Here is a 13,123-nt window from a genome sequence, read left to right on the forward strand (position 1 = left end):
AATGCGAGTGTAAGCGGCATAATAGGCAACAACCAACAGCGCTGCAATGCTGATGCCGTGCTTTTATTCGCTGCGGCACTGGCCACGGCTAACGGCGGCAGCGACCACGACTAAGCAGCCCGGCGTGCTGATAGATCTGGTCCAGCAGGCGCATATTATTCACCGCATCGCTGCCGCCGGTTAGTGCTGCTTCGCGGCCTTGCAGGCACTCCTGTACATGCTGCAACTGATAATAATAAGTGCTGTGGCCGGGCACGCTGTATTGCCGCTCTGAGCCGGCGCTAATCACTTTAATACTGTTGGCCAGCTGCGGCGTAATCAGCCCGGTCACTTCAATGCTGCCCAGGCTGCCTTCCAACACCAGGCTGGTATCGGGCATACGGCTTAAATGCTCTGCCATGCTGCTGCCGATATCAGCAATAACGCCATTAGCAAATTGCAGCTGTGCCTGCATGGTGAGATCAATCTGCCCGCCGCCAGTGGTTGCACCGGCAGTAATACAGTTAGCGTTTAATACCCAAGGTTCGCTGCCGATAACAGTACGCACCCAATGCAGCGGATAACAGCCTAAATCCATCATGGCACCGCCACCTAATGCCGCTTCATGGCGCAGCGAGCCGGCAAAATACGGGACCCGCACTGAAAAATTCGCCCGCAAATGGCTGATAGTGCCGATAGTACCGGCCTGCACCAGCCGCATCACCTCCACAAACAACGGATGAAAGCGGTAATGAAAGGCCTCCAGCAATAGTTGGCCGGAAGCTTTTGCCGCCTGCACCATGGCTTTAGCTTCGGCTTCATCCATAGCAAAGGGCTTTTCACATAAAACATGCTTGCCGTGCTCAAGCGCCTGTATAGTCCAGTGCGCATGTTCAGACGGCGGCAGCGCATTGTAAATAAGATCAATATCATCCCGTTCCAGCAAGGCCTGATAACTGTCGGCGACATGCAAGATACCATGCGCGCCGGCATACTGCCGCGCCCGCTCCGCTGCTGAAGCGGCTACGGCTTGCAGCACAAAGCCGTCCAATTGCTTCAGCGGCTGAAATATTGCTTTATCGCTGATACGGGCAGCGCCTAATAAGCCAATGCGGATCATCGCGCTTCCTTATCCTGTTTTTTTCAACGCCAGAGGCAACAGGCAGCAACAGCTCAACCTGATAATGCCGGCCGGCGACAATGTCGCGAATAAGCGGCTCTGGCAGCAAATGGCCATCGACGCTGAGCTGCGCTACTTTAATGCCGCTTTGCCGGCGCATCACTATGCTAAACGCTGCGCCACGGAATTGCCGCTTAAGCTTAACCTGCGGCCAATTACCCGGCAGTTGTGGTTGCAGCAATAAGCCCTCTGCACAGCCTTTTACGCCAAACAGCCCTTCAATTAACGAGCGATACACCCAGTGCACGGTACCGGTATTAAATAACTGGCTGGAGCGCCCGGCCGTGCGCGGAAACTGCCGGTAAGCACCGCGATAGTAATTCGGAATAAACACCGGTAACTGGCCGCGCTGCAGGCAGTCTTGCTCAGTGCTGCCGGGCAGCATCTGCCGCAGCACCGCAAAGGCTTTGTCCGGCTGGTTAATCTGGTACAACGCATACAGGTAAAATGCCGCCGCATGGTTATATACCGAGCCATTTTCGGCCGAACCCGGGTGTTTTTGCGTGACCCGGCCGACATCGTCACGCATGGCGGTATAGGCCGGCGCCAGCATTTGCACGCCGTAAGGTGTGGCAAGTTGCGCCTCGATTTCGGCCAGCATCAGTTGCTGCTGCTCTTTGTTAGCAGCACCGCTTAGCATGGCCCAGCTTTGCGGGTTCAGGTAAATCCGGCCTTCAGTGTCTTTACTGACGCCAAATACCACATTGTCATCGGTAATGCCGCGGCCATACCATTTGCCGTCCCACAGATACCGGTTAACCGCCTGATTAAAACTGTCGGCATCCGCGCGGTATTGCTCAGCAAGGCTTTGCTCACCCAGTTGCTGACAAGTATCGGCCCAGCAGTTAAGCGCATACGCCGCCGCCAGCGATAACCAGCCCGATACCCCGCGGCCTTTGTAGCCGACCATATTCATCGGATCGCACCAGTCGCCCTGCTCAATAAAGCTCAGGCCGCGCGCATCACGTTTATGCAGCAGCCAGCTCATGGCGCGGCAAATATGCTCAAATACCGTGGCTTGCTCAGCGCTGTCGCCAAAGGCGATAGTTTGCTGCAATAAGGCGTAGTCGTTGGTTTCGGCCAGGTACGCCGTTAAACACACCGGCAGCCAGACACATTGGTCGGTATGTGGCACCTGGTTAATATATTTCAGCTCGGCGTCGGGGTGCAGCAAAATACCGTCCGGCATTTCGCCGCTGCTGTGCTGCTGCGCCAGCGCGGTTAACAAGGCCGTGCGAAACGCTTCTGGCCGCACATAGCTCATGCCCATATTATCCTGCAGATAATTACGCGTTTGCGGATCTGTGGTGAGCCGGTTGACATCGCCGTGGTAATACACCTGGCGCGCCAGCCAATGGTTAACAAAGTTATCCAGCGCGCCATCCGGCGTTTCTATCTGTAAACAACCCTGGCCTTGGGCAATATAATCGCTGTACTGCTGCTGCGCCTTGCTAAAGCCATCCGGCGTTAAAAAATAACGCTGCCGGGCAGCGGCAATCTCGCTTTCATCCAGCGCCGGGCCGAATACAAAACGATAAAGCTGCTGCGCACCGCCTGCCAGTTGCAGCCGGTATTGCATCACACAAGCCGGGGTTTCATATAAGGCATCGCCACCATCAAGCACGGTTTGCTGCAAAGCATCAGGGGCATGCAGGCCACCCTCGCCTTCAAAGGCTTGCTGCGCGCATTGCCAACTGGTAGGCACCTGCTCGGCCAGTAAAAAGGTTTTATCTTTTAACAGCTTGTTTTTAAAGTAATCGGGATATTTTTGATAGGGTGTAACCGAGGAACAGACTATCGCATTTAGCGCCGGCTCAAACCTTGCCGACTGGTTCATCCACGATATATAACCAACCGGGAAATACGGGTAGATACTCAGCTGCCGCGGTGTTGCGCTAAGGTTAGTCACGCTAAGCTGCCACAGCTCATGCGGCTGATCCGGGCTTAAGCACAGCTGCCACTCCAGTTGCAAACCCTGCTGCTGCAGCTGCCAGCGAATATCGCTTTTACCGGCCGAAAACACAAAGCTGTCGGCTTGGCTGCGCACCGGCTCGTAGGGTACCGAGAACAGCTCAGCGCTTTGCTCATCTTTAATATAGACAAAGCGGCCCGGATGATGCGCATAGTACGGCTGCTCCGGCTGCATAAAGGTTTTTGCTTCAAGGTTTGGCGCATGGGCGTATTTGGCCGGCTCCGGTTGCATAAACTGCGCGGTGGCATAACCACGGCAGTTTAGTTGCACCATTAACTGCTTGTTCCATAAAAACGCCGCTGCCAGCGGCATGGTGGTCGGGCTGAATAAGTCATAACGCTGGTTATTGTCACCAGGTTGCATGCCTGTGGCTGCCATCAAAATACTACTCCGGATAAAATTAACTTATAGCGGGGCGGCTGCTGCCTTGCGCTGTTGCAGATCAAACTGAATTTTTGCCAGCTGCCGGTTGTCCAGGCTGTAGTAGCGCATAACAAAGGCCGCCAGCAGCGCTATAACCCCCGGGATCACCGAGATCAGCAGCACTATGCCGGTTTGCGAGCCTGTGCTTTGCTGCTCGTTGGCAACATAACCAATAGCCGCCAGCAACCAGCCAATTAACGCTGATGCGATAGCGCCACCGAGTTTTTGCGAAAAGGTGGCAGCAGCAAAAGTCATGGCGGTAGCACGGCGCCCGGTGCGCCATTCGTTGTAATCGGCCGTATCGGCATACATCGAAAACGCCAGCGGTGACTTGGGCCCCAACACAAAACCGATGGCCAGATTCAGTGCAAAAATAACGCCTACCGCATCGGCCGGTACAAAATACAAACTGATGGAAAGCATCCCTGCTAAGGACATCAGTAATACCATCAGGCGTTTTTTATCGATAAAGCGCGTCATCAGCGGGGTAGCGGCAGCCCCCAGCGCCAATGCCAGCATATAGGAAGATAAAAACTCGCCGACTAAATCCGGCCGCTCGACATAGTATTTAAAATAGTACACGCCGCTGCCGGCGCGCATGGTAATGGTGACCATAATGATCAGCGCCAGTGCAAATAACACCAACCAGGGTTTATTGTTTTTTAAGTCGATTAAATCCTGTCGCACCGCATTCGGTTGCAGGCTCAGCGGCGCGATGCGCTCTTTAGTGGTCAAAAATGTGGTTAAAAACATTAAGGCGGCAGCAATACCAAATACCAGCATGGTTAGCTGCCAGCCCAGTACGTCATCGCCCTGCCCCAACAGCGGCACTAACTTGGGTGTTAAATAAGTGACCAGGATGCCGCCGCTAAAGCCGCCGATAAAACGAAAACTGACCAACGTAGTGCGCTGCTGGCTGTCGCTGGTGATGACGCCGGACAGCGCCGAGTACGGAATATTAATGGCGGTGTACACCAGCATTAACAAGGTATAGCTGCCGTAAGCCCACACCAGTTTGCCGGTTTCGCCTAAATCCGGCGTGCTGTAAGTCAGCACGCCGGCCGCGGCCAGCGGCAGCGCCAGCCATAACAAATAGGGCCGGAACTTACCAAAGCGGCTGCGGGTACGGTCAGCAATGGCGCCCATTAACGGATCGGTAAAAGCATCAACTATTTTGGTGACCAGCATCATGGTGCCGGCCGCCGCGGCGGAGATACCAAAGACGTCGGTATAGTAAATCAGCAAAAAGGCTGAAATATTGGCCCAGTAAAAGTTAAACCCCATATCACCGAGGCCGTAACCGATTTTTTCGCGCAGCCGCACCGGGGCTGCACTGTGTTGTGTCAGGTGTTGCCTTGCTGTAACTGTCATACCCTGTTATCCGTTATTATGAATTGTTATCGCATCAGCTCTGCGGCTGAATATGATAGCGCAATCAGGTGTCGCTTCAGGCTGCTAAAAACTGTGTTATCTGCTGCACCAGCTTTGCGGCCGGCTGCGTGATATCCAGTATGCTTATATCATTTTCGTTGTCGCAACTTTGCATTGTCAGTAACTGGCTTTGCAACATAGCCGGCGGCATAAAATGGTTTTGCCGCTGTGCCAGGCGCTGTGCCAGCAAAGCGGCATCACCCTGCAGATAAAAGAAATGGGCGTTATCTGCGCTGCTGCGAATCTGCTGGCGGTGCCGGGCAATTAAGCCGGAGTAACTTAACACACAAGGCTGCTTTGCCGCTTTACAGGCGCTAAGCTCACGGCAAAGTGCCTGCACCCAGCTTTCGCGCAGATGCTCGGCCAGCGGTATGCCACTGGCCATCATCTGTTTGGCCTCGGGGCTGTGGTAGTCGTCGCCTTCAATAAAGCGCCAGCCCAGCTGCTGCGCCAGTAACTGGCCGACGGTCGACTTGCCGCTGCCGGCTACGCCCATAATCACGATAGTTCTGCTTACGGTAGCGCGCATAATAAGCTACTGTTTCCTGTTAGTGCTGCTTGTTGCCTTAAAGCTTAAACCAGCACCAATGATTGCGCAACCATTTTGACTAACAACCAGCAATACAGTATTGTCATGAAAAAGATTGCAGAGCTAAGCTTATGAGCAAAAAGCCAAATTTAAAAGACGTTGCCAAGGTTGCCGGTGTAAGCGCCATCACGGTATCGCGGGTACTGACAGATCCAACCAAGGTATCTGACAAATTACGCAATAAAGTAGAAAAAGCCATTCATGATATCGGCTACATCCGTAACCATGCTGCCAGTGCGCTGGCGTCAAAAAAGTCCGGCGTGCTGGCGGTAATTATTCCGTCGCTATCCAATATTGTATTTAACGATGTACTGCAGGGTATTTATCAGGCGGTTAAAGCAAAGAATTTGCAGGTATTACTCGGCGACTGCCATTACTCACCGCTGATAGAAGAGCAACTGATCGCTACCCTGCTCAGCCAGTCGCCGGAAGGTTTTATTGTTACCGGCACCGCGCAAACCGACTACGCCCGTAAGCTATTGTTGCAGGCCGATATACCGGTGGTACAGATCATGGAGCTGACCAACCAGCCAATAGATATGAACATTGGCTTTTCGCATTATCAGGCCGGTTACGATATGACTAAGCATTTGCTGCAGCAAGGCTATCGCGCACCGGCCTTTGTCGGCGCCCGCATGGACCCGCGCACCCAGCAGCGGCTGGCGGGCTTTAAACAAGCGATAGCTGACTGGCCAGAGCCGTGTCGTAGTTTTATTCAAACCACAGTACAGCCGTCGTCAATTAAACTGGGCGGCCAGTTATTACAGGCCGTGATTGCCGAGTCCAACAATCAGTGCGATGCGGTATTTTGCTGTAATGATGACCTGGCACTGGGCGCCCTGTTTGAAAGCAAACGGATGAATTTAAGCGTGCCCAAAGATATCGCCATTTGTGGCTTTAATGATTTAGAGGCCTCAGCATTAGTAGAGCCGGCCATTACCTCGGTGGCATCACCACGGGTGGAGATGGGCCGCCAGGCAGTAGAAATGCTGTTTAGTGCCGCCGGTAAGGGCCGCCATGCGGTAGCACCGGTGGATGTCGGTTACAGCATCAGGGTGCGCAGCTCAACCTGAGCTTTTAAGAAAAAGCCGCTGGTGTCAGCGGCTTTTTTATGGCTAATTTTACTAATATATTCCGGTTTAGCTATTCCGGCTCAGTTAGTCAAAGCTTACTTTTACCCGCACACCAAAGGTACGCGGCGATTGCCACATATAGTTAGGTACCGGGTTGCTGTTCCAGCGGCCCTGATCGCTTTTTATCGCTTTGTCAGTCAGGTTATTGACGAAAGCTTCCAGGCTCCAGCTACCGGCAGATGGCTGATAAACCAGGCTGGCGTCAAACTTGGTATACGCATCCTGACGGTCGATATCTGCAGCATAAGGCAGGTTACGGAAACCTTCCGGCCGATCGCCGCGGTTAGCCGGGTCAAACCAGATCTCTGACGAATAGCTACCACGTATACGCGGCCGCACAGTGGCGCCATTGCTTAGCTCAAAGAAGTGCTCGTAGCTTAGCGACATACTGAATTCCGGCGCCTGCACTAAATGGTTACCACTGAAATCCAGCAGATTAGGCAGGTTCGGGTTACCAGCTGACGGGTTAAAGGCGATGCCATCCGCGCCGTAGCTGGAGTCGGTCGTCAGGAACTCATCGTACTTCGCATCCAGGTACGCCATAGTGCCGTTTAACTCACCATTAGCGCCCACCAGCCATTTGGCTTCCAGTTCCAAACCATTAATCGTGGCTTTACCGGCATTGGTTTTACGCAGTAAGTCAGCACCGGTTTCGGTCGTCACATTACTGGTTACCTGTAAGTCGGTATATTCGGTAGTAAATAACGCGGCAAACAGCTGCAGCGTGTTATCCAGGAAAGCGCCCTTTAAGCCCAGCTCAATGCTGGTATTTTCTTCCGGCGCTACATAAGCGTGGGTGCCGGCCGCTTCATTGTTATTAGCGGCGATAATGGCGTCTAAATCTGCCTGGGTGAACGGACCTGTGCCGGTGTAACGGCCGCCGTCCTGAATAGTGCCGGATTTAAAGCCGGTAGCATAAGAGCCGTACAGCATCACTGTAGGCGAGAAATCCCACTCTAACCTTGCCATACCTGTGGTTTTATCCCAGCTTGGGCTGGTATCGTTGTAGGTATCAACCCAACATTGGCCGGGCTGTACCAGAAATTTATTTGGTGCCAGGCCATTGAGCAGATTGTCCGGGTCCAGCAGGCCAACATAATCGCTGTTTAGCGGCAGGTTTTCTGTGCGTTTTACATCCGGGCACATAATATTACGGCCGCCGATATCCCAACGCTCATCTTCGGTGTAACGCAGGCCGAGGCTGACGCGAAATACATCGGTCACCTTGTAGGTGCTTTGCGCATAAATACTGTTTGATTTTAAGCCGCGGTCCGGCTGGCGATAGGTAGACCATAAATTCGGGTTCGGCGTACTGCCACCTTCGTAATCCACATCCGGGTGCACTATATCAAAAATGGTGGCGTTATTTTCCTTAAAGTAAAAATAACCCACCATCCATTGTAAACGGGCGCTGTCTTCGTTTTTAATTTGCAGTTCATGCTGGGTAGCTTCATGAGTACATTCCACACAACCGCCCCACTCATATTTGTCCGGGCTCCAGCTACGCTCCCACACTGACTCGCGGGAAGAGTCGGTATAACCGCCGATATACGACAGCGTAATGCCACTGTCGAAATTGTAATTTAGCCGGGTACGCAGGCTGTCGATAACAAAATCATTAAAGCCCGGCTCCTGAATATAAGCCTCGCGATCTGAACCACCGGTTACAGTAGGAATATGGCCGGTGCCCTGATCGGTGAAATTTTCATATGACAGGAACCAATCAAAATTGTCATTTGGCTGCCACAAGGCACTAAAACGCGCGGCGGCTAAATCGGTAGAGCCATATTTTCTGCCCATCGCAGAGCCGGGTGCCATATCCACCACACCGTCCGATTTATCCACCGCCGCGGCCACACGAATAGCCAGCGTATCTGTCAGCGGTAAGTTAACCATGGCACGGGTGGCACGCCGATCGTAATTACCCAGAGTAAATTCGGCATTGGCTTCAAAGTAATCCAGCTTCGGCTTGGCAGTGTGCAGGTTAACTACGCCGCCGGTGGCGTTGCGGCCAAACAAGGTACCCTGAGGGCCACGCAGAATTTCTGCGCCTTCTAAATCAAACATCAGTGCTGATGCGCCCTGCGAGCGGGCGGAATAAACGCCGTCTACGTGAAAGGCTACTGCCGGGTCACCGCTTTCGGTTTGATCCGACGAGCCGATACCACGCAAATACACCATTGGCGTATTCTGGGTGCCGTTTTGCGCAATATGCAAACTGGGCACGGCACCTTGTAAATCGTCTAACTGCATGACATGGTTATCGTCCAGCGCATTTTGATCAAATGCCGTTACCGCCAGCGGGGTTTCCCGAATGGTAGTCACCCGCTTAGTGGCCGTTACCTGAATAACCTCTATCGCCCGCGACTCGCTGCTTTGTGAGGCTGTAGTTTGTTCACTAGTGCTTTGCGCTGACACATTAATACTGGCACCACACAACATGGCTGCAGAAATAAGAATATAACTTTGTTTTAATTTGCTACCCGGCTGAATCAACATAGTCTTTGCTCCCCTGTTCTCTGATTATCTCCGCAGCTCAGGTGCATAACACCAGGCCCGGTTATTGTTATCAACAAATTTGTTTGCGCTACCATAATCAACGCTTAAGCATGCTGCTAAATGCTATTTAAATACAGCTTATATACTGCAATATCTGATTCTAACTAGCGACAAAAGCAAAATGTTTGCGCAACCATTAATTGATAATGCGGCTTAAAGTAGTGCTAAAGCAGCTACCTTGTCAAGGAAAAAACCGCGCTTGCACCAACAGTTGTCCTATTGCGGTGCTAACAAGATTGGCGACTGTTGTTATTGCGAAGGTGCAGAGGTGAGTATATTTAAAATAAATTCAATAGCTTGTGGAGACTGGTAAGAGTTATGCTCTGAGGGTACAACGATTTCAGCTGCCGCAGCGTTTAAATGTGCACTTTTGTAGGGCACCACACTGTCGTTTAACCCAGGGCACAAAGCGAACGCTTTGCAGCGCTTGGGGTCATCGTTGCCGATAATTGAATATACCGGCGCCTGCAGCGGTAGCTGACTCAGCTGTTGCACTAACGGGTGCTTTGGCGATAACACATCCACACTGTTTGGGCCAAAGCCACGCATATAGCTGCGCATAGCGGGCTTAATATCTTCTTTAGTCAGTGCCAGCCACATCTGGTTAAACACGCTTTTCATGGTTTGCGGCAGCGTAATCATCATTGATGCCAGCCGGCCAATCCAGCCATCGGCGGTAGCAGCACCACGATGCGGCGTATCAATAAACACCACGCTTTTTACATAAGGCTTAGCCGCAAAAATAAAAATGTCCTCTAAGGTGCGCCGGGTGTCGTCATCGACCGGCAATTCAGCGGGCGACCGGTAAAACGTGGTATCCCACAACGCCATACCGCTGTTTTGCACAAAGGTTTTACTGATAATACCGCCCATACTATGGCCTACCAGTACCATATTATTAGCCGCTATTGCCTGAGCATCCGGCGAGAGGCGATGCAGCAGCTCATCGGTGCGCTTTCTTAACCGCATCGCATTAAAAAATGGTGGTGGGCCGGAGGGGTAAAACGCATGCCATACCTGATAGCGGGCCGACAACTGCGGGTTAGAAAATATCGCCCAGCTTAAGCGGCGCCATATCAACGGGCTGGAATTTAAGCCATGGATCATCAGTATCGGAATTTTATCTTCGCTTAGCGGCTCTATTGCATAGATCCCCAGCTTGTCTTCTACTCTGTCAGCATTAAACAGGCCGGTTTTTTCCAACTGATCAGCCACTGCCACTTCAACTAAACATAAATACGCCGATGCCGGATCGTAGTTCAGCGCATAATGCTGCCGGGCAACAGGCCACTGTTGCGGCTGTTGCATATAAACGCCGCGTAATGTCAGCACCGGCAGCAGCGGATTACTGTAATCCAGCTTAACCGGCATCACCGTAACTGGCCGGAAAATACCCTCAGGTGGAAAATAGCGGTCCAGTTCAGCGCCGGTGTTTTCACGCTGCCCTATCACAGCAATGCCTAAGCCATTATCCTGTTGGCGCAACATAAAAGGGTCATAGGTTTGTAGATCGGCAGCCAGAAAAAACTGCTCAAACGCCAGGCCGCTTTCATCGCTGTCGACCTGTAGCTCAAGCTGTAAATTCAGCGGCCTGGTATCCTGCCCGGAAATGGCAGCTCTGACCAGCGGCATTAAAGCCCGGTTGTAGTAGCCTATCGCCTGCTGACGCTGCTCGCCGGTTAGTGGCAACGCCAGCCAACGCTCGGCACAGCTTAGCTGCAACAAAAACAGCTGATACCCGGACGAGCGCTGCGCCGTAAGCTGCAGGCAGTAATCGGCCACCGCTTCATCCGCAACCTGATTTAAGCCAATATACTGATAGGCCAAAAAACCGGTTACGGCCTCTTCCGGTAGCTGTGCCGGCTGTTTCCAATAGATATATTTGCCCTGGCTGCAGCCCTGCAGTGCGATAACCAGCAGCAGAATTAACAGTGGCGCTGTAAGGTAACGCTGTAACATTATTGCCTCTGAGATTTAAATACAGGCCGAACTTCCGCTATGCTGTATTACTATAGCATTGTTATGTGTCAGGTTTTTTCAGTATGGAAAACTCATTTAAACATCATGCCGATAAACTGGCCGAGTTTGCCGATGCCAGCCGCGATGGCTATGCCATTTTTTCTGCTGACGATATTCTGCTTTGTGCCAATAAAGCCTTTTTGGAAGTGTTTTACCACCCTGAAGCTGAACTGATTGGCAAACGCTTTGCCGACATTATGCGCACGGCTTTTCGCACGCGAAAAGGCCCGCGTATTGATGCCGATAATATCGACAGCTGGCTTAGCCGGGTGCAGCAACTGCGGCGCTCGCGCGATTTTCGCCTGTTTGAAGTCGATTTAGTCGACGGCCGCTGGTTTTTATTCTCTGAGCAAACCCTGCCAGATGGCGAAATGTTGCTGCAAACTAAAGACATTACCAAGCAAAAAATTGTTGAACAGCACTTAAACGAGCACAGCAGAAAGCTCGCCGACCTTGCCCTGACTGATGAGTTAACCCAAATTGCTAACAGACGTAGCTTTGTTGCGTCGGTACAGGCTGAAATTACCCGCTGCAGTCGTCTGCATTGTGGTATGGCTTTTTTTCTGCTGGATATCGATCATTTTAAAAGTATTAACGATACCTATGGTCACCAGGCGGGTGATGAAGTGTTACGACAGATCGCCCGGTTAGTTAAAAGCACCTTGCGTGAATATGATATTTTTGGCCGTATCGGCGGTGAAGAATTTGGCATTTTTCTGTCTGAAACAACCCGGGCGACTGCGTTAGAGGTTGCTGAACGGCTGCGTCAGCAGGTTGCAGAAGAGACACTCTATATCGAAGGCAATACACTTGGTATCACTATATCGGTAGGTATAGCTCTGGCAAGGGATAAAACCAGCTTTGAGCAGCTTTACGCCGATGCTGATGCCGCGCTTTATCAGGCAAAACATAGCGGCCGTAACCGCGTAGTCGTGGCAGAATATTGCGTTATCCTGTGACGACGTACATTAGCTTACAGCGGTGCGCCGCTATGAAACTTAAAGTCGGTATCGGTGCTGGTTATCAGCTCAGCTTCAATGGCAGCAAAGAATGCGATACGGCCGCTTAAATCTTCGCCGGCCACCTGCGTGGCCAAAGTTAAATAATCCTGATAATGACGTGCTTCAGAGCGCAGCAACGAGATATAAAATTCACCGATGGCTGGCGGCAACAGTGGCGCCAGGCCAGCAAAACGCTCGCAAGAGCGGGCTTCAATAAAAGCACCGCAAATCAGTTTGTCGACCATCGCCGCTGGCTCATAGGTCCGCACATGGCGCAGCAGCCCCTTAGCATAACGGCTGGAGGTAATTTTCTGATAGCGAATACCGTTGGCCTGCATCACCTCTAATACCTGGTAGAAGTGGTGCAGCTCTTCTTTGATAAGCAGCACCATTTTATCGATAAGATCCTGCGTATAGGTATCAGCGGCTTTGGGCAGAATCGATTTTTTCAGGCTCAGCCCGGCTAATGCCTGCCAGTCGCCCTGCTCGCGGTAGGTAAAGTCTTCATAGGGTTTTAACCATTGCAGCAAGGCCTCACCACTTTGCTCATCTACCGCATAACGCCTAATCAGATACATGGCACTTTGCGCTGCTTTTAACTCACAAATTAAGTGATCCAGCAGCAGCACCGGCAAACTGTCTGGCTGTGCGGCTTTGGTCAGCCATGACACAGGTGTCTCGCAGGCTAAAAATTGCTTTACTGGTTGAATTAACTGACTTATTTCGGCTTTTAACATCGCTGGGCTTCAACACGCTAATAAGGCGGCCATTATAACCAATTGTGCTGCAGCGCGCATGTATTGGCCTGTGTAATCAGCCATGTTCAAATTTTATTCA

Annotated in this window: 9 protein-coding genes; 2 read left to right on the forward strand and 7 right to left on the reverse strand. The window is 51.9% G+C overall.

The genetic code is table 11. The annotated features are described in order from the left end of the window. Window positions 1-88: 88 nt before the first annotated feature. From RNAN_RS07440 to RNAN_RS07455, 4 genes are all read right to left on the reverse strand, one after another. Window positions 89-1,099, reverse strand: coding sequence for a Gfo/Idh/MocA family protein (locus RNAN_RS07440; RefSeq protein WP_008220368.1), 1,011 nt, complete (start codon window positions 1,097-1,099; stop codon window positions 89-91). Beyond that, complete coding sequence (locus RNAN_RS07445; RefSeq protein WP_008220372.1) at window positions 1,056-3,509, reverse strand: GH36-type glycosyl hydrolase domain-containing protein; 2,454 nt, start codon at window positions 3,507-3,509, stop codon at window positions 1,056-1,058. Before RNAN_RS07445 ends, RNAN_RS07440 begins: the two co-directional genes overlap by 44 nt. A gap of 27 nt (window positions 3,510-3,536) precedes the next feature. After that, window positions 3,537-4,925: an MFS transporter gene (locus tag RNAN_RS07450; RefSeq protein WP_008220373.1), complete on the reverse strand. Its 1,389-nt coding sequence runs from the start codon at window positions 4,923-4,925 to the stop codon at window positions 3,537-3,539. Window positions 4,926-5,001: 76 nt separating this feature from the next. Beyond that, window positions 5,002-5,514 carry a gluconokinase gene (locus RNAN_RS07455; protein WP_008220375.1) on the reverse strand — a complete coding sequence of 171 codons (513 nt, stop codon included), beginning with the start codon at window positions 5,512-5,514 and terminating at the stop codon, window positions 5,002-5,004. 131 nt (window positions 5,515-5,645) lie between these two features. Between RNAN_RS07455 and RNAN_RS07460 the strand changes: the two genes are divergently transcribed. Beyond that, window positions 5,646-6,647 (forward strand): LacI family DNA-binding transcriptional regulator, encoded by a 1,002-nt coding sequence (locus tag RNAN_RS07460; RefSeq protein WP_008220378.1) that lies wholly within the window; start codon window positions 5,646-5,648, stop codon window positions 6,645-6,647. 84 nt (window positions 6,648-6,731) lie between these two features. Here the strand turns inward: RNAN_RS07460 and RNAN_RS07465 are convergent, their stop codons facing one another. Both RNAN_RS07465 and RNAN_RS07470 read right to left on the reverse strand, forming a co-directional pair. Then, window positions 6,732-9,206, reverse strand: coding sequence for a TonB-dependent receptor (locus tag RNAN_RS07465; RefSeq protein WP_040551861.1), 2,475 nt, complete (start codon window positions 9,204-9,206; stop codon window positions 6,732-6,734). Between the two features lie 309 nt (window positions 9,207-9,515). Continuing rightward, entirely contained in the window at window positions 9,516-11,225 is a 1,710-nt protein-coding gene (locus tag RNAN_RS07470) for an esterase/lipase family protein (RefSeq protein ID WP_008220381.1), read from the reverse strand. A gap of 83 nt (window positions 11,226-11,308) precedes the next feature. Between RNAN_RS07470 and RNAN_RS07475 the strand changes: the two genes are divergently transcribed. After that, entirely contained in the window at window positions 11,309-12,244 is a 936-nt protein-coding gene (locus RNAN_RS07475) for a GGDEF domain-containing protein (protein WP_008220382.1), read from the forward strand. A 14-nt stretch (window positions 12,245-12,258) separates the two neighbouring features. On the opposite strand, the gene miaE is transcribed toward RNAN_RS07475, so the two are convergent. Next, window positions 12,259-13,023 carry a tRNA isopentenyl-2-thiomethyl-A-37 hydroxylase MiaE gene (gene miaE, locus RNAN_RS07480; RefSeq protein WP_008220383.1) on the reverse strand — a complete coding sequence of 255 codons (765 nt, stop codon included), beginning with the start codon at window positions 13,021-13,023 and terminating at the stop codon, window positions 12,259-12,261. Between the last annotated feature and the right edge of the window lie 100 nt (window positions 13,024-13,123).

It is taken from the genome of Rheinheimera nanhaiensis E407-8, from assembly GCF_000296695.1.
Taxonomy (GTDB): Bacteria; Pseudomonadota; Gammaproteobacteria; order Enterobacterales; family Alteromonadaceae; genus Alishewanella; species Alishewanella nanhaiensis.